We start from the raw sequence: 17,319 nt of genomic DNA on the forward strand, positions 1-17,319 counted from the left end.
ACGACCGGGGTCGCGTCGCCGGCCCTCCCGGTGCTCAGACGAAGGCGGCCTGGCCGGTGATGGCCCGCCCGACGATGAGGGTGTTCATCTCCCTCGTGCCCTCGTAGCTGTAGAGCGCCTCCGCGTCGGCGAAGTAGCGGGCGACGTCGTACTCGAGCACGATGCCGTTGCCGCCGAGCACCTCGCGGGCCCAGGCCACGGTCTCGCGCATGCGCGCGGTCGTGAACGCCTTGGCGAGGGAGGCGTGCTCGTCGCGCTGGACGCCCTCGTCGAGCATCTGCGACACCCGCACCACCATGCCGATGGACGCGGTGATGTTCCCGATGCACTTGACCAGCAGGTCCTGGACGAGCTGGTGGCGCGCGATGGGCTTGCCGAACTGGACGCGCTCACCCGCGTAGGCCAGGGCCGCCTCGTACGCGCCGATCATGTTGCCGACGGCCGCCCAGGCGACCTCGGCCCGCGTGAGCCGGAGCACCGCGGCGGTGTCGCGGAACGAGTTCGCCTGCTGCAGCCGCAGGCTGTCGGGCACCCGGACGTCCTCCAGCGTGATGTCGGCGTTCTGGACGATCCGGAGGCTCTGCTTGCCCTCGATCTTCGTCGCCGTGTACCCGGGGGTCGAGGTGGGCACGATGAAGCCCTTCACCTGGCCGTCCTCCGCGCTCTTCGCCCAGATGATCGTCAGGTCGCTGAACGTGGCGTTGCCGATCCAGCGCTTCGAGCCGTTCAGCACCCAGTCGTCGCCGTCCCGCGTCGCGACCGTGCGGAGGCCCTGGGCCGAGTCGGAGCCCGACAGCGGCTCGGTCAGGCCGAACGCCCCGACGAGCTCTCCGGTGGCGAGCCGGGGGAGCCACTCGGCGCGCTGCTCCGGCGAGCCGCCGACGCTGATCGAGCCCATCGCGAGGCCGTTCTGCACGCCGCAGAACGTCGCGACCGACGCGTCGCAGCGGGCGAGCTCGAGCGCGACCCAGCCCCGGAAGACCGCCGAGTTCTCGAACGGGCGCGTCTCCTCCCACGGCATCCCGTAGATGCCGAGGTCGGCGAGCCCCTTCACGATCTCGTGGGGGAACTCCGCGCGCTCCCAGTGGCCGTTGACGATCGGCCGCACCTCGGCGTCGAGGTAGGCGCGCAGGTCGGCGAGGACGGCCTTCTCCCGGTCGCTGAGACCGGCCTCGTAGCCGTAGAAGTCGCTCGCGAGCGTGCTGAACGAGGTGAGGGTCGCTGATGACATCCGTTGCTCCGTTGCATCGTGTCGGTGCGGCCGGGCCCTCTGGCCCGACCGTCTCGGGACGACGCGAGCCTAGGCACGGCTCCGAGGGGCGGCAACGGGGTTGGTAGTTTTGACCAACGCACGCCCCCGGTCGTCCTCACGCCTTTGTAGAGGGGGCCCAAGCCCACGTCGACAAGCAGGTCTCCGCATGTTCCTCGCCATCACCAACACCCCCCGCGACTACGCCTGGGGCTCCCGCTCGGCGATCGCCGAGCTGCTCGGCCGCGCGCCCTCGGGTCGCCCGGAGGCCGAGCTCTGGCTGGGGGCGCACGCGGGCTCGCCGAGCATCGTCGTGAACCCGGCCGTCGTCGACGGCGCCGACACCCTGGCCGACTGGTTCGCGGCCGAGCCCGCCCGGGCCCTGGGCCGCGACCGTGACGAGCTGCCGTTCCTGCTCAAGGTGCTCGCCGCCGACGAGCCGCTGTCGATCCAGGCGCACCCGACGCCCGAGCAGGCGGAGGCGGGCTTCGCGGCGGAGGAGGCGGCCGGGGTGCCGATCGACTCGCCGACGCGCAACTACAAGGACCCGTTCCCGAAGCCGGAGATCATCGTCGCCCTGAGCGAGTCCTTCGACGCGCTCTGCGGCTTCCGCACCCCGGCCGAGACGATCGTCGACGTCGACGCCCTGGACGCGGGCACGGGACGACTCGCCGCCCTGCGCGGCAGCGTCGCGACGTCGCTGGAGTCGACCCTCGCCTGGCTGTTCGACGGCAGCGAGGAGTCGCGCGCGGTCGTGGCCGCCGTGGGCGAGCTGGCCCCCTCGGTCGCCGACCCGAGCCCGAGCGTCGCCACGGTCGTCGACCTCGCCGCGCGGTGGCCGGGCGACCCGGGCGTGGTCGTCTCCCTCCTCCTCAACCGCGTCTCCCTGCGCCGCGGCGAGGCCCTCTTCCTGCCCGCCGGCAACGTCCACGCGTACCTCCGCGGCCTCGGGGTCGAGCTGATGGCCCCGTCCGACAACGTCCTCCGGGGCGGCCTCACGCCGAAGCACGTCGACGTGCCCGAGCTGCTCCGCGTGCTCGAGTTCGAGCCGCTGCCCGTGCCGCGGCTGCTGCCGGTCGAGGCGGCGCCGGGCGTCGAGCGCTTCGAGCCGGGCGGCGTCGGCTTCGCCCTCCTCCGCGTGCACGCGGGAGGCGCGGGGGCGGTCGTCGAGATCGGCGGGCCGAGCATCCTCCTCGTCACCGAGGGCGAGGTCGTCGTCAAGGGGCAGGACGGCTCGATGCGCCTCCGTCAGGGCGAGTCGGCCTTCGTGACCCCCGACGAGGTCCGTCTCGCGGTGACCGGGGGCGGCCAGCTCTACGTGGCGACCCCCGCCTGAGCCGGGCGGCCAGCCGCGGCGGGAGCCGCTCCCGCGCTCGGTAGGCTGAGCCGCATGTCATGGTTGGTCACCGGCGGCGCCGGCTACATCGGGTCCCACGTCGTCCGCGAGTTCACGAGGGCCGGCATCGACGCCGTCGTCTACGACGACCTGTCGTCCGGCCTCGAGGCGTTCGTCCCCGAGGGCGTCCCCTTCGTCCGCGGCACGATCCTCGACCGCGAGCTCCTGGTCGACACGATCCGCGCGCACGGCGTCACGGGCGTCGTCCACGTCGCCGGCTACAAGTACGCCGGCGTCTCCGTGCAGCGGCCGCTGCACACCTACGAGCAGAACGTGACCGGCACCCAGAGGCTCCTCGAGGCGATGGCCGAGACGGGCGTCGACCGCGTCGTGTTCTCCTCGAGCGCGGCGGTCTACGGCACGCCCCCCACCGAGCTCGTCACGGAGGGCACCCCGAAGGCGCCGGCCTCGCCCTACGGCGAGAGCAAGCTGATCGGCGAGTGGCTCCTGCGCGACCAGGGCGTCGCCGCCGGGCTGCGCCACACGAGCCTCCGGTACTTCAACGTCGTCGGCTCCGGCGAGGCCGGGCTGTACGACGCCAGCCCGCACAACCTCTTCCCCCTCGTGTTCGCCGCCCTGGCGGACGGCCGCACGCCCCGCATCAACGGCGACGACTACGACACGCCCGACGGCACCTGCGTCCGCGACTACGTCCACGTCTCCGACCTGGCCGTGTCGCACGTGGCCGCGGCCCGGCGCCTCGACGCGGGGGAGGCCGTCGAGGCGGCCTACAACCTCGGCTCCGGAGGCGGGGTGTCCGTCCGCGAGATCATGGACGCCATGCGCGAGGGCACCGGCGTCGACTTCGAGCCCGAGGTGGCGCCCCGCCGCCCCGGCGACCCCGACCGGATCGTCGCCGACGGCACGCTCGCCGGCCGTGACCTCGACTGGGTCATGCGGCACAGCCTGCTCGACATGGTCACCAGCGCCTGGGCCGCCGCTCCCCGGAGCTGAACCGGGGCGCTCGTCCCGACCCGCGACTCCCCGGTCCGGGCGTCGTCGGAGGGCTCGGGGGCCGTGCCGGAGGGGGCGCGCGACACGCCCGGGGCGCGACGACGTGCCCCCAGGACGGGTGACGTCACCCGGGCCGGGCAGATCGTACCCCGACACGCCGGAGCGAGCTTGACCCTCGATGGGGGGTCCAGGGTTTATTGGGGCTCGACTTGACGTCGTGTAGTTACACCGGTGTAATTGCCTGAGTCGCAGCCGTTCGGGGGGCGACGACGTCGAGGGGAGAGGTGCTGTGGCGATCAACGAGAACCGTGTCGACGGGATCGGTGCCGGGCAGTCCGTCGGCGCGGCCGTGGCCGTCGGAGCGGGGGTGCCCGACGACTGGCACGTCGATCCGGTGCTGCTCGGCGTCCCCGGGGTCCGCAAGGTCGCGGTCGACGACGACGAGGCCCAGCTGTCCTGGCAGGCCGACTCGCTCTGCGCGCAGACCGACCCCGAGGCGTTCTTCCCCGAGAAGGGCGGCTCCACCCGCGACGCCAAGAAGATCTGCGCCTCGTGCGACGTCCGGGCCCAGTGCCTCGAGTACGCGCTCCGCAACGACGAGCGCTTCGGCATCTGGGGCGGCCTCTCGGAGCGCGAACGACGCAAGCTCCGGAAGCGCGCCTAGCCCGCTCCTCCACCGTCATCTCCACGGCGCACGACCCCTCCCGGGGCCGTGCGCCGCGGTCGTTCATCGACCCCTCACAGGTACGCGCGGCGCGGCGCGGCGCGTCCGTCGCCCTCGGTGGCCGACCTAGGCTGCACAGGTCATGCAACCGAGAGTCACTGCGATCCTCGTCGCCCCTGGTGGAGCGACGCACCTCGACCGAACCCTCGACGGGCTGTCGCGCCAGACGCGACCGCCGGAGGCGCTCGTCGTCGTCGACGCCGGCGGGCGCGACAGCGCGGCGGGGCGGCTCTCGCTGAGCGGCGCGGCCCAGCTGACGAGCGTGCCCCCGACGACGACGTTCGTCGAGGCGCTCGCCCACGGCGCCCGGCTCTCCGGGAGCGGTGACGCCGACTCCGAGGCCGACGAGTGGCTGTGGTTCCTGGGGCACGACAACGCTCCCCGCCCCCGCGCCCTCGAACGGCTGCTCTCCACCGTCGAGGTGTCGCCCTCGGTCGCGGTGGTCGGGCCCAAGCTGATGCGCCTCGACGACCCCGCCGTCATCGCCGGGTTCGGTGAGACCGTGACGCGCTACGGCGCCTCCCTCACCCTCGTGGAGAACGAGCTCGACCAGGGCCAGCACGACGACCGCCACGACGTGCTCGGCGTCGCCGCCGGCGGGATGCTCGTCCGCCGCAGCGTGTGGACCGCCCTCGGCGGCTTCGACCCCGGCCTGCCCCACGTCGACGCGGCCCTCGACTTCTCCGTCCGCGCCCGCCTGGCCGGCCACCGCGTCGCGCTCGTCTCCGACGCCCGCGTCGCGAGCGACGGCCCGCCCGAGGACTTCGGCCAGGCCGAGCCCCTCGGCGCCGGGCGCCGCACGCGCCTCCACCGGTCGGCGCAGCTGCACCGACGGCTCGTCTACGCACCGGCCGCCGCGCTGCCGCTGCACTGGCTGAGCCTCGTCCCCCTCGCCGTGGTCCGGAGCATCTGGCACCTGCTCACGAAGAACCCGGGGGCCGTCGGCGGCGAGTTCGCCACCGCCCTCCGCGCCGCCTTCGGCGGGACGCGCATCGCCCAGGCGAGGCGCTCCCTGTCGCGGACGCGGACGACGAGCTGGGCGGCGATCGAGCCGCTCCGCGCGACCTTCTACCAGATCCGCGAACGGCGGGTGACCGAGCGCGACGCCCTCGTCGCGCGGGGCGAGGACGCGGGCGACCCGCAGGCCAGCTTCATCGGCTCGGGCGGGCTCTGGGTCGTCGTGCTCACCGCCGTCGTCGGGGCGGTCGCCGTCCTCGACCTGCTGAGCCAGCCCGCCGTCACCGGCGGGGGCCTGCTCCCGCTCAGCACCTCGCTCGGCGACCTCTGGTCGTCGGTCGGCTGGGGCTGGCGCGACATCGGCACCGGCTTCGTCGGGCCGTCGGACCCCTTCACGGCCGTCCTCGCCGTCCTCGGCTCCGTCACGGCGTGGTCCCCGTCGACCTCGGTGCTCCTCGTCTACCTGACCGCGCTGCCGGTGTCGGCGCTGGGCGCCTGGTTCGCGACGCGCCGCGTCACGGGGCGCACCTGGGTGCCCGCCGTGGCCGCCGCCGTCTACGCCCTCTCGTCGCCCGTGCTCTCCGCCCTGCAGACCGGCCACCTCGGGGCCGCCCTCGCCCACGCCGCCCTCCCCTTCCTGGTCTGGGCCCTGATCGGCTCGGCCCGGTCCTGGGCGGCCGGCGCCACCGCCTCCCTCCTGTTCGCCCTGGTGGCGGCCTGCTCGCCGTCGCTCCTGCCGGCGCTCGTCGTGATCTGGCTCGGCTCCCTCGCGACCCGCCCGCGCGGCATCCACCGGATGATCGCGGTGCCCCTCCCGGCCGTGGCGCTGTTCCTGCCGCTCGCGATCGTGCAGATCGGTCGCGGCACCTGGTGGGGCGTCTTCGCCGACCCGGGCGTGCCGGCCAGGACGGAGCCCGCGTCACCGCTCCAGCTCCTCGTCACCTCGCCGGAGACGGGGCTGAACGGCTGGACGCGGCTCCTGGCGGGGACGGGCCTCCCGCCCGAGACCCTCGCCGCCGTCGTCGCGGCCGCCTTCCTGCCCCTCGCCCTCCTGGCCGTGGCGGCCCCGTTCGTCGGCGCCCTGCGCCGCGCGGTGCCCGCCCTCACGTTGGCCCTCCTCGGCTACCTGACCGCCGTGGCCGCCACCCAGGTCTCCGTCTCCGCCGTCGGCAGCGACAGCGTCGCCGTCTGGGCGGGCAGCGGCCTCAGCCTGTACCTGCTGGGCCTCGTCGGCGCCGCCGCCGTGACCCTCGACCGCCTGCCCCGCGTCGCCCCGCCGGCGGGCGTGCTCGTGGGCGTCACGAGCGTCGCCGTGGCCGTGCCGGTGCTCCTCGCCTCCTACGTCGGGACGGCCGACGTCCGCCCGAGCTCGGGGCGCATCCTCTCGGCCTACGTCACGGCGGAGGCCGAGGCGTCGCCCGACGTCGGCACCCTCGTCCTCACCCCCCAGCCCGACGGCACGCTCGCCGTCTCGCTCGAGCGCGGCCAGGGGGCGACGCTCGACGACCAGTCGACCCTCGACGCCACGTCGCAGCGGCTCAGCGCGACCGACCGCGACCTGACCGTCCTGGCGGGCAACCTCGTCAGCCGCAGCGGCTTCGACCCGGCCGACGACCTCGACCGCCTCGGCGTCGGGTTCGTGCTGCTGACCGGCACGCCCGACGACGAGCCCGCGGCGGCGGCGCTCGAGCGCCGTGCGGGGGAGGCCCTCGACGGCACCGCGACCTTCCTGCCCGTCGGCGACACCTCGAACGGGCTCCTCTGGCGCTACGTCGCCGCGTCCGAGCGGGCCGACGACCGCCCCGACCCGGGGCCGCTCCGCCCGATCGTCGGCGTCACGTGGGCGCTGGTGCTCGGCTCCGCCCTGCTGCTCGCGCTCCCGACCACGCCCCGTCGGCGTCGGTCACGGGCCGGCGTGCCCGAGGCCGAGCAGCCCGCCACCACCTTCGACGAGGAGCGAGATGACTGAGCGATCCGCAGCCAGGACCACCGGGCGCGTGGTGGTCGGCGTCGTGGGGCTCGCCGTCGCGGCCCTCGTGGTCGGCGCCGCAGCCGTCGTGCCGCTGCCCGCGCTCCGCACCGAGCCGGCCGGGCAGCTCGTCACCCCCGTCCCCGTCGACCAGCAGCGCGTCTGCGCCGGGAGCGTCCTCCGCCTCTCGGACGCGGAGGGGCAGCAGGCCACCACGGCCAGCGCCGTCGGACGCGCCGACGTCGACCGGGGCTCGACGGGCGACGACGAGGTCGAGGCGCTCGCCGGCGCCGACGGCAGCTCGTCGTCGCCGCAGCTCGTGACGGCACCCGTCGAGGGCGACGACGTCCCCCTCGTCGCGGCGGCACAGAGCCAGGCCGTCGACTCGGACGACCTGGTCGGCTTCGCCTCCGCCCCTTGTACCGAGCCGACGAGCTCGACGTGGCTGGTGGGCGGCTCGACCGAGACCGGGCGCGTCTCGCTCATCACCCTCGTCAACCCCACCGACGTGAACTCGACGGTCGACCTCGGCATCTGGGCCGAGGACGGCACCGTCCAGGGGCCGGGCATCGACGGCATCGTGGTGGCCCCGCGCAGCCAGAAGGTCGTCCCGCTCTCCGGCTTCGCCACCGGCCTCGCGTCCCCCGTGGTCCACGTGGAGAGCCGCGGCGGCCGCATCGTCTCCACGCTGCAGCAGTCGGTGGTCCGCACCCTCGACCCGGGCGGGGTCGACATCGTCAGCGGCTCGGCCGAGCCCGCCACCACCGCGGTCGTGCCGGGCCTCGTCGTCCGTGACTCGGCGAACCTCGAGGCGGCCCTCGCCGACGAGGGCAGCGCCGACCTCCAGAGCGTCCTCCGGGTGCTCGTGCCCGGCGACACGGGGGCCACCGTGACGGTCGACGTGGCCACCGCCGACGGGACGGGCACCAGCTTCGAGACCGAGGTCGGTGCGGGGCGCGTCACCGACGTGCCGGTCGACGGCCTCGCGGACGGGGTCTACACCGTCCGCGTCGAGTCGCCCGTGCCGGTCGTGGTGGGCGCCCGGTCGTCGACGGTCTCGGGTGAGGGCGCGGTCGACCTGGCCTGGGCCTCGTCCGCCTCGGCGCTGCAGGGCGACACGCTCGTCCAGGTGCCGGCCGGCGAGGGCGCCGTCCTCAGCGTCGTCAACCCGTCCGCCGACGCGGCGACGGCGTCCGTGGCCGTCGAGGCGGCCGGCGACGACGCGGCCGGGCAGGCCGAGGAGGAGCCCCGGGAGGTGCCGGGCGGCTCCACGGTCGAGGTGGCGGTGGGCGCGGGCGACCGCGTGACGCTCCGAGGTGCCGACGGCCTCCGGGCCGGGGTCTCGTTCTCCGCGCCCGGGGCCCTGGCCTCGTGGGCGGTCACGTCGCCGTTGCCCGCCTCCTCGCCCGTCACCGTCTGGCCGTAGCGGCCGTAGCGGCCGTAGCTGCCGTAGCGGTCGTGACGGGTCCCGGTGCTCCGGGCGTGGGCCACGCGGGCTGCGCTGGCCCCGGTGGGCTCAGCCGTCGCGCCAGCGCTCCGGAGCGATCTCCCACGGGTCCTCGCCGAGCAGGTCGGCGACGGCCCGGAACACCCAGCCCTCGACGACCGACCGGTGCTGCTGCTCCGGGTCGGCCAGGCGCCGCGACTCGGGGACGGGCGTGAGGCGCTCGATCGGGAGGCGGTAGAGCACGACGCGGCGTGCCCGCCGGTCGACGCGCCAGCGCTCGACGCGCGCCTCGTCCGGGTCGGCGGGGAGCGCCTCGACCTCGACCGTGACGTCGTCGAGGTCGTCCGGACGCAGCTCCCGCAGGTACTCCACGGTGGCGGCGACGACGTCGTCGAAGGTGTCGACCCGCGTGCGCAGGAAGGGCAGGTGCGGCCCCGCGACGGAGGACCGGAGCCCCCTGCCGTGGCGGTCGCGGTGTCGGGACCGGTCGGTGACGCGGTGGGGCCTGGCCATCCGCCCATGCTACGCGGACCCCCCGGGGCGGACGGGTACGCTGGCCCCGATGGACGAGCGCCCCTGCAGCAAGGTCACCTGCCACGAGGAAGCGGTGGCGACCCTGACCTACGTCTACGCCGACTCGATGGTCGTCGTCGGTCCGCTGAGCGGGCGCGTCGAGCCCCACGGCTACGACCTCTGCGCCCGCCACGCGGCCTCGCTCTCCGCGCCTCAGGGCTGGCAGGTCCTGCGCCGGGTAGTTTTGGGCCATGAGCTCTGAGTCCCCCGTCGACCTGACCGCCTTCGTGAAGACCTACGACGTGAGGGGGCTCGTCGGGAGCCAGCTCACGGAGGAGGTCGTCGAGGCGTTCGGCGCCGCCTTCGCGGACGAGGTCGAGGGGGCCGGCCGAGAGCTCGTCGTCGGCCACGACATGCGCGACTCCTCGCCCGCCTTCGCCGCCGCCTTCTCGCGCGGCGCCCGGGCCCGGGGCGCGGACGTCGTCGCGCTCGGCCTGTGCTCGACCGACGAGTCGTACTTCGCCTCCGGCTCGCTCGACGCCCCGGCCGCCATGTTCACGGCGAGCCACAACCCCGCCACCTACAACGGCATCAAGATGAGCCGCGCCGGTGCCCAGGGCATCAGCCTCGGCACGGGCCTCGCCGACGTCCGCGACCGCGCGGCCGCGTACCTCGCGGACGGCGTCACCGCCGTCGACGCCCCCGGTTCGCTCCGCGAGTACGACGCCCTGGCGGACTACGCGGGCTACCTCCGCGGCCTGGTCGACCTCGCGGGCGTCCGGCCGCTGAAGGTCGTCGTCGACGCCGGGAACGGCATGGGCGGCATGACCGTGCCCGCGGTGCTCGGCGAGGCCGCCGGGCTGCCCGGCCTGCCCCTCGAGATCGTCCCCCTCTACTTCGAGCTCGACGGCACCTTCCCGAACCACGAGGCGAACCCGCTCGAGCCGGCCAACCTGGTCGACCTGCAGGCCGCCGTCGTCGAGCACGGCGCCGACCTCGGCCTCGCCTTCGACGGCGACGCCGACCGCTGCTTCGTCGTCGACGAGAACGGCGACGCGGTCACCCCCTCGGCCGTCGCCGCCATCGTCGCCGTGCGCGAGATCGCGCGCGTCCGCGCCGCCGAGCCCGACGCCGACATCGCGGTGATCCACAACCTCATCACCTCGCGGGCCGTGCCCGAGGCGATCGTCGCCGCGGGCGCCACCCCCGTCCGCACGCGCGTGGGCCACTCGCTGATCAAGGACGAGATGAAGGCCACCGGCGCGATCTTCGGCGGCGAGCACTCGGCGCACTACTACTTCCGAGACTTCTGGGGCGCCGACAACGGCATGCTCGCCGCGATGCACGTGCTCGCCGAGCTGGGTCACCAGGGCGAGCCCCTGTCGACGCTGACGAACCGGTACACGCCCTACGCGGCGAGCGGCGAGATCAACTCGACGGTCGACGACGTGCCCGCGGCCTACACGCGCATCGTCGAGGCGTGGGCCTCGCGGGGCGACGTCGACGAGCTGGACGGCCTCACCGTCTCGGGCACGGCCGACGACGGCTTCTGGTGGTTCAACGTCCGCCCCTCGAACACGGAGCCGCTGCTGCGCCTCAACGCCGAGGCGGCGACGCCCGCGGGCATGGAGCGCCTCCGCGACGAGGTGCTCGCGCTCATCCGCGCGTAGCCGACGTCGCGTCCTCCCGGGGCGGGCGTACCCCAGGGGGGTATGCTCGCGCCGTGGACGAAGGAGGCGCGGTGCGCGACGACGAGGGCCAGGCCGACCCGGGGGCGGTGCCCGGCCCGCCGGAGCCGATCCGCGACTCCCGGGCGACCGCGGGCCCCGGCTACGTGGGCGCCGGCTCGAAGGAGCAGATCGTCAAGCGCCTGCGCCGGGCCGAGGGCCAGGTGCGGGGCATCCAGCGCATGGTCGAGGACGACGTCTACTGCATCGACGTCCTCACCCAGGTCAGCGCCGCGACCAAGGCCCTCGAGACGGTGGCGCTGCAGCTGCTCGAGGACCACCTCGCGCACTGCGTCGCCGAGGCCGCCCGTGAGGGAGGCGCCGTCGCCGACCAGAAGATCGCCGAGGCCTCCGCCGCGATCGCGCGCCTCGTCCGTTCCTGACGGGCTGCCGGGCGTCACCCCGGCGACGCGACACACGCTGTCCCGTGGGGGAGGATGGACCCATGCCCACTACTACGACTTCGCTGCCCTACAAGGTCGCCGACCTGAGCCTCGCCGAGGCCGGACGCCACCAGCTCCGCCTCGCCGAGAACGAGATGCCGGGGCTCATGGCCCTCCGTGAGGAGTTCGGCCCGACCCAGCCGCTCGCCGGCGCCCGCATCGCGGGCTCGCTGCACATGACCGTGCAGACCGCCGTCCTGATCGAGACCCTGACGGCGCTCGGCGCCCAGGTCCGCTGGGCCAGCTGCAACATCTTCTCCACGCAGGACGAAGCGGCCGCCGCGATCGTCGTCGGCCCGACCGGCACCCCCGAGCAGCCCCAGGGCGTCCCCGTCTTCGCCTGGAAGGGCGAGACGCTGGAGGAGTACTGGTGGTGCACCTCGCAGATCTTCGACTGGTCCGCCGAGGCGGCCGAGGCCGGCGCCGAGTTCGCCGGCCCGAACATGATCCTCGACGACGGCGGCGACGCCACGATGCTCGTGCACAAGGGCCGCGAGTTCGAGCTCGCCGGCGCCGTGCCCGCCGACGCCCCCGGCGACAGCCAGGAGTGGAAGGTCATCCTCGAGGTGCTCCGGGGCTCGCTCGCCGAGTCGACCGACCGCTGGACGACCATCGGCGCCGAGATCCAGGGCGTGACGGAAGAGACCACGACCGGCGTGCACCGGCTCTACGAGCTGTCGCGCGCGGGCGAGCTGCTCTTCCCGGCGATCAACGTCAACGACTCGGTCACGAAGTCGAAGTTCGACAACAAGTACGGCATCCGCCACTCGCTGCCCGACGGCCTCAACCGCGCCACCGACGTGCTCATCGGCGGCAAGGTCGCCTTCGTCGCGGGCTACGGCGACGTCGGCAAGGGCGCGGCGGAGGCGCTGCGCGGCCAGGGCGCGCGGGTCATCGTCAGCGAGGTCGACCCCATCAACGCCCTCCAGGCCGCGATGGACGGCTACCAGGTCGCGAAGCTCGAGTCGGTCGTCGGCACCGTCGACATCCTCGTGACGGGCACCGGCAACCTCAACGTCGTCACGGTCGACCACCTCCTCGGCCTCAAGCACCTCGCGGTGGTCGCCAACGTCGGCCACTTCGACAACGAGATCGACATGGCCGGCCTCGAGTCGCTGGCGGGCGCCGAGCGCGTCGAGATCAAGCCCCAGGTGCACGAGTGGCGCCTGCCCACCGGCCGCAGCATCCTCGTGCTCAGCGAGGGCCGCCTGATGAACCTCGGCAACGCGACCGGCCACCCCTCGTTCGTGATGAGCAACTCGTTCGCCAACCAGGTGCTCGCCCAGATCGAGCTGTGGGCGCACCGGGACCGCTACGAGACCGACGTCTACGTGCTGCCCAAGCACCTCGACGAGAAGGTCGCGCGCCTGCACCTCGACGCCCTGGGCGTCGAGCTGACGACCCTCACCGACGAGCAGGCCGCCTACATCGGCGTGCCCGTGGCGGGGCCGTACAAGGTCGACCACTACCGGTACTGACCACCACGGGGCGGGCCAGCGGGTCCGCCTCGTCGCCGGGGGCCGTCCGGGGAGCGCACGCCGCGCCTCCCGGGCGGCCTCCGTCGTCGTGGGGCGGGGCGGGGCTGAACGCGGCGGGGCTGGCACGACGACGCCGCCCGGCGCGGGCCCGGCGACGGGCGGGCGCAGAGCGTGGGCGCCCCCGCGGTCGCGACGGCGAGGGTCAGCGCGTCGGGAAGCCAGGCACTGTGCCGGTCAGGGCGGGGTCGAGGCGCCGGAGGAGCGCGGCCTCCCGGCCGAGGGCGACGGCCTCGCGGTCGCGACGGAGGGCGCTGACGCCGGCGAGGAACGACTCGGCGTCGACCGCGGGCACCGGCGACACGAACGCGGCCACCTCGTCGGCGAGGCCGGCCGAGACCCGGTGCCGGGAGGCGGGCGAGAGTGCCGGGGCCTGCTGGAGGAACGACGCCACGCGGCGGGCGAGCGGGTCCGGCAGCCGGGCGACGTCGGCGACGGCCGCCCAGCCCACGAGGTGCGGGGGCAGCTGCACGACGACGCGGCCCATGCGCGGAGCCCGCTCGTTGCGGCTGTACGTGCCGGCCATCAGGTCGCCCAGGCGCCGCGACGAGCGGTTGAGCAGGGCGACGACGACCGCCAGGCCGCCGGTCGTCATGACGATCTCGAGCAGGCCGACGAGGGAGCGCGTCAGGGCGTGGCGGAGGCCGATCGCGCCGCCGTCGAGCCGCACGATGCGGGCGCCGGTGGCCAGCTTGCCCAGCGACCGGCCGTGGCTGGCCGTCTCGACCACGAGGGGGAGCCCGATCAGGCACGACACGACGCTGGCCACGACGAGGGCCTGGGCCACGGCGTCGTCGACCGCCCCGGCCTCCGACAGCGCACCGACGAGGACGACCAGCAGCACGAGCACGAGGGCGTAGACCGCGTAGTCGATGAGGGCACCGGCGACCCGGAGCACGAAGCCGGTCGGGCGGAGGTCGAGGGCGACCGCCTCGCCGACGACCAGCTGGTCGGACGAGCCGCCCAGCGACTCCACCTGGTCGGGCCGGAGCGTGATCGGCGCTCTGCCACCTGCGCGGGGTCGGGACATGCCTAGTATCTAAGCAGAATGGATCTCGACGCCTACGCCGCCGCCCACGGTCACGAGTGGACCGAGCTCGACCGCCTCGCCCGCCGGCAGCGCCTCACCGGGCCCGAGGCCGACGAGCTCATCCGCCTGTACCAGTCCGGCGCGGCCGAGCTGTCGGCCCTGCAGACGGCGACCGGCCCCTCGGTCGTCGCCGACCGGCTGTCGATGACCCTCTCGCGGGCTCGCCTGCGGTTCACCGGCGCGGGGCGCGACCTGGCCGCGCAGGTGCCGGGCTTCTTCCTGGTCCAGCTGCCGGCTGCGCTGTACCGCGTGCGCTGGCTCTCGATCGCCGTGCTGCTCGCGACGGTGGTCGTCGCCACGGTGTTCGCCGTGTGGGCGGCCTCGACGCCGTCCGTGCTCGCGTCGTTCGGCACGCCGGAGTTCCGGCGGCAGTTCGCCACCGAGGACTTCGTGGACTACTACTCCGAGAGCGCGCCGTCGTCGTTCACGGGCCAGGTGTGGACGAACAACGCCTTCATCGCGGCTCAGTGCGTCGCCTTCGGCATCACCGGCGTGTGGGTGCCGTACGCGATCATCGGCAACGCGATCAACATCGGGGTCTCGGCCGGCATCATGGCCGACCAGGGCCGCCTCGACTACTTCTTCCTGTACATCCTCCCGCACGGCCAGCTCGAGCTCTACAGCATCTTCGTCGCCGGGGCCGCGGGCCTCATGATCGCCTGGTCGTGGATCGCCCCCGGCGCCCGGACGCGCGGCCAGGCGCTCGCGGAGGACGGCCGGGCGCTCATCACGATCGCCGTGGGCCTGATGCTCTCGCTGCTCGTCTCCGGGGTGATCGAGGGCTTCGTCACCCGGCAGCCGTGGCCCTGGGCGATCAAGATCGGCATCGGCACGGTCGCGCTCGCGGGCTTCCTCGCGTACCAGTGGGTGCTCGGCGGCCGGGCGCACCGGGCGGGGCAGACGGGTGACCTCGACGAGTTCGAGGCGGGTGCGCGGGAGCTCGTCGCGGGCTGAGCCCGCACCGGCGCGCCGCGGGCCGTCCGACGGGGCGGAGCCCTGGGCCGTTCGCCGCGCGCCCTGCGCCGTGCGTCGCGCGCCGCGCGCCTCAGAGCCGCCCGGCCGCCTTGAGCGCGAGGTAGCGGTCGGCCAGGGCCGGCGGCAGGTCGGCGGGCGCGGCCGACACGACGTCGGCGCCCACCTGACGGAGGGCGGCGGCCACGCGGGAGGCGTCGAGCACGGCCCGCTCGGCGGCGGCGGCCCGGTAGACCTCCGACCGGCCGTCGCGGCGGAGCGCCGTCTCGGCCAGGGCCGGGTCGGCCACCGAGGCGACGACCACGAGGTGCTGACGGCTGAGCTGCGGGACGGCCGCCAGGAGGCTGCGGGCCGAGCCGGGGGAGTCGACGGTGGTCGCGAGCACGACCAGGGCCCGCTGGCTCGTGACCGAGCGGACGAGGGCGGGCACCGACGACCAGTCGGTGTCGACGAGCTCGGGCTCGACCGGGGCGAGCACGTCGACGAGCGACGAGAGGAGGGCGGCGCCCGTCGCGCCCTGCACCCGACCGCGCACGCGGCGGTCGAAGACGACGACGTCGACCCGGTCGCCGGCCCTCGACGCCAGCGCCGCGAGCAGCAGCGCCGACTCGAAGGCGGTGTCGAGGCGGGGCTCGTCGTCGACCCGGGCCGCCGAGGTCCTGCCGCTGTCGACGACCACGACGATGCGGCGGTCGCGCTCGGGGCGCCAGGTGCGCACGACGAGCTCGTCACGGCGGGCCGTCGCGCGCCAGTCGATGCTCCGCACGTCGTCACCGCGGACGTACTCGCGCAGGCTGTCGAACTCGGTGCCCTGCCCGCGCACCATGACGCTCGTCCTCCCGTCGAGCTCGCGCAGGCGGGCGAGCCGGGAGGGGAGGTGGCGCCGTGACGAGAAGCGGGGCAGCACCCGGACGACGCCGGGCAGCTCCACGGTGGCCTGGCGGCCGGCGAGGCGCAGGGGGCCGACCGAGCGGACGGTGACCGCGTCGGCCCGCCGGTCGCCCCGGCGGAAGGGGGTCAGGGTCGTCGTCAGCGTCACCGCTCGCCCCGGCCGGAGCGACAGCGGACGTCGGGTCGACGCGGCCCCCGCCGACGGCTGCCAGGCGTCGCGCAGCACGCCGCGCAGGCGGCGTCGTCCGTCGTTGACGACGACGAGGCGCGACGCCGTGCTCTCGCCCAGCCGGACGGCCGCGGGCAGCTCTCGGCGCAGCCGGAGGGCCCGGGGTGACGCGGCGAGCAGCACGTCGAGGGCCACGAGCAGCGCGACGAGCACGATCCAGCCGAGCAGGACCCGGTCGTCGCCGGTCGCGACGAGGGGCACCACGCCGAGGGCCAGCAGGGCCACGGTCCATCCGGTGACGGCCATGCTCAGAGGGGGACCCGGACCTGCTGGAGCACCGAGCGGAGCACCGCGTCGGCGCCCACGCCCTCGAGCTCGGCCTCGGGCCGGAGCTTCAGCCGGTGCCGGAGCACGGGCAGGGCCATCGCCTGCACGTGGTCGGGCGTGACGCGGTCGAAGCCGGTCAGCCAGGCCCAGGCGCGGGTCGCGGCGAGCAGCGCGGTCGAGCCGCGGGGGCTCACCCCGACGGCGACGGACGGGCTCTCGCGGGTCGCCCGGGCCAGGTCGACGATGTACGCCAGCACGTCGGGCGAGGCGCCCACCCGGGCGACCTCGGCCTGGGCCCGCGCGAGCTCCTCCGCCCCGAGCACGGGGGTGACCCCGGCGGCCCGGAGGTCGCGGGGCGAGAAGCCGCCCGCGTGCCGCGAGAGCACCTCGACCTCGGCCTCGCGGGGCGGCAGGTCGAGGGTGAGCTTCATGAGGAACCTGTCGAGCTGGGCCTCGGGCAGCGTGTAGGTGCCCTCGTACTCGACCGGGTTCATCGTCGCCGCGACGAGGAAGGGCGTCGGCAGCGGGCGGCTGACGCCGTCGACCGAGACCTGGCGCTCCTCCATCGCCTCGAGCAGCGCCGACTGCGTCTTGGGGGGCGTGCGGTTGATCTCGTCGGCGAGCAGCACGTTGGTGAAGACGGGCCCGGGCCGGAACTCGAACCGGCCGCTGCCGGCGTCGTGGACGAGCGAGCCGGTGATGTCGCCGGGCATCAGGTCGGGGGTGAACTGCACGCGGGCGGTGTCGAGCGACAGCGCGTGGCTGAGCGCCCGCACGAGCAGCGTCTTGGCGACCCCCGGCACGCCCTCGAGGAGCACGTGGCCCTGGGCGAGCAGGGTCACGAGCATCCCGGTGACCGCGCCGTCCTGCGCGACGACGGCCTTGCCGACCTCCGTGCGCACGGCGGCGAAGGTCTGCTGGAGTTCTGAGGTCATGCGGTGATCCTCCCGGGGATC

The 17,319-nt window shown here is 74.8% G+C and carries 15 protein-coding genes; 10 read left to right on the forward strand and 5 right to left on the reverse strand.

Going from position 1 to position 17,319, the window contains the following annotated elements; genetic code table 11:
* Nucleotides 1–34: 34 nt before the first annotated feature.
* Nucleotides 35–1,231, reverse strand: a complete 1,197-nt coding sequence (locus IFT45_RS05085; protein WP_192127015.1) for an acyl-CoA dehydrogenase family protein — start codon at nucleotides 1,229–1,231, stop codon at nucleotides 35–37.
* 187 nt (nucleotides 1,232–1,418) lie between these two features.
* Between IFT45_RS05085 and manA the strand changes: the two genes are divergently transcribed.
* The 5 genes from manA (at nucleotide 1,419) to IFT45_RS05110 (ending at nucleotide 8,675) form a co-directional block, all read left to right on the forward strand.
* Complete coding sequence (gene manA, locus IFT45_RS05090) at nucleotides 1,419–2,585, forward strand: mannose-6-phosphate isomerase, class I (RefSeq protein ID WP_192127017.1); 1,167 nt, start codon at nucleotides 1,419–1,421, stop codon at nucleotides 2,583–2,585.
* Between the two features lie 54 nt (nucleotides 2,586–2,639).
* A complete protein-coding gene (galE, locus tag IFT45_RS05095; RefSeq protein ID WP_056053387.1) occupies nucleotides 2,640–3,599 on the forward strand; it encodes a UDP-glucose 4-epimerase GalE in 960 nt (319 codons plus the stop codon).
* A gap of 349 nt (nucleotides 3,600–3,948) precedes the next feature.
* On the forward strand, nucleotides 3,949–4,263 hold the full coding sequence (locus IFT45_RS05100; RefSeq protein WP_156369966.1) for a WhiB family transcriptional regulator: 315 nt from the start codon (nucleotides 3,949–3,951) through the stop codon (nucleotides 4,261–4,263).
* 142 nt (nucleotides 4,264–4,405) lie between these two features.
* Nucleotides 4,406–7,249 carry a glycosyltransferase gene (locus IFT45_RS17455; RefSeq protein ID WP_192127019.1) on the forward strand — a complete coding sequence of 948 codons (2,844 nt, stop codon included), beginning with the start codon at nucleotides 4,406–4,408 and terminating at the stop codon, nucleotides 7,247–7,249.
* Complete coding sequence (locus tag IFT45_RS05110) at nucleotides 7,242–8,675, forward strand: DUF5719 family protein (RefSeq protein ID WP_192127021.1); 1,434 nt, start codon at nucleotides 7,242–7,244, stop codon at nucleotides 8,673–8,675. The genes IFT45_RS17455 and IFT45_RS05110 overlap by 8 nt, the downstream gene beginning before the upstream one ends.
* Nucleotides 8,676–8,765: 90 nt before the next feature.
* Here IFT45_RS05110 and IFT45_RS05115 read toward each other — a convergent pair whose 3' ends face one another.
* The gene (locus tag IFT45_RS05115) at nucleotides 8,766–9,209 is read right to left on the reverse strand and encodes a hypothetical protein (protein ID WP_056053396.1); all 444 of its coding nucleotides are present in this window, start codon (nucleotides 9,207–9,209) and stop codon (nucleotides 8,766–8,768) included.
* A 49-nt stretch (nucleotides 9,210–9,258) separates the two neighbouring features.
* On the opposite strand from IFT45_RS05115, the gene IFT45_RS05120 reads away from it, so the two are divergent.
* From IFT45_RS05120 to ahcY, 4 genes are all read left to right on the forward strand, one after another.
* Nucleotides 9,259–9,471, forward strand: coding sequence for a DUF3499 family protein (locus IFT45_RS05120; RefSeq protein ID WP_056053400.1), 213 nt, complete (start codon nucleotides 9,259–9,261; stop codon nucleotides 9,469–9,471).
* Nucleotides 9,461–10,879 carry a phosphomannomutase/phosphoglucomutase gene (locus tag IFT45_RS05125; RefSeq protein WP_056053403.1) on the forward strand — a complete coding sequence of 473 codons (1,419 nt, stop codon included), beginning with the start codon at nucleotides 9,461–9,463 and terminating at the stop codon, nucleotides 10,877–10,879. The genes IFT45_RS05120 and IFT45_RS05125 overlap by 11 nt, the downstream gene beginning before the upstream one ends.
* A 164-nt stretch (nucleotides 10,880–11,043) precedes the next feature.
* Entirely contained in the window at nucleotides 11,044–11,319 is a 276-nt protein-coding gene (locus tag IFT45_RS05130) for a metal-sensitive transcriptional regulator (RefSeq protein ID WP_056055744.1), read from the forward strand.
* Nucleotides 11,320–11,381: 62 nt separating this feature from the next.
* On the forward strand, nucleotides 11,382–12,857 hold the full coding sequence (ahcY, locus tag IFT45_RS05135; protein ID WP_056053406.1) for an adenosylhomocysteinase: 1,476 nt from the start codon (nucleotides 11,382–11,384) through the stop codon (nucleotides 12,855–12,857).
* Nucleotides 12,858–13,059: 202 nt separating this feature from the next.
* Here the strand turns inward: ahcY and IFT45_RS05140 are convergent, their stop codons facing one another.
* Complete coding sequence (locus IFT45_RS05140; protein ID WP_192127024.1) at nucleotides 13,060–13,944, reverse strand: RDD family protein; 885 nt, start codon at nucleotides 13,942–13,944, stop codon at nucleotides 13,060–13,062.
* Nucleotides 13,945–13,962: 18 nt separating this feature from the next.
* Here IFT45_RS05140 and IFT45_RS05145 point away from each other — a divergent pair, with 18 nt between their 5' ends.
* The gene (locus IFT45_RS05145) at nucleotides 13,963–14,958 is read left to right on the forward strand and encodes a stage II sporulation protein M (protein ID WP_056053410.1); all 996 of its coding nucleotides are present in this window, start codon (nucleotides 13,963–13,965) and stop codon (nucleotides 14,956–14,958) included.
* 91 nt (nucleotides 14,959–15,049) lie between these two features.
* Here the strand turns inward: IFT45_RS05145 and IFT45_RS05150 are convergent, their stop codons facing one another.
* On the reverse strand, nucleotides 15,050–16,342 hold the full coding sequence (locus IFT45_RS05150) for a DUF58 domain-containing protein (protein WP_192045462.1): 1,293 nt from the start codon (nucleotides 16,340–16,342) through the stop codon (nucleotides 15,050–15,052).
* A gap of 2 nt (nucleotides 16,343–16,344) precedes the next feature.
* Nucleotides 16,345–17,298: a MoxR family ATPase gene (locus tag IFT45_RS05155; protein WP_056053416.1), complete on the reverse strand. Its 954-nt coding sequence runs from the start codon at nucleotides 17,296–17,298 to the stop codon at nucleotides 16,345–16,347.
* Nucleotides 17,299–17,319 lie beyond the last annotated feature (21 nt).

This window comes from Frigoribacterium sp. CFBP 13707 (genome assembly GCF_014842245.1).
Taxonomy (GTDB): domain Bacteria; phylum Actinomycetota; class Actinomycetes; order Actinomycetales; family Microbacteriaceae; genus Frigoribacterium; species Frigoribacterium endophyticum.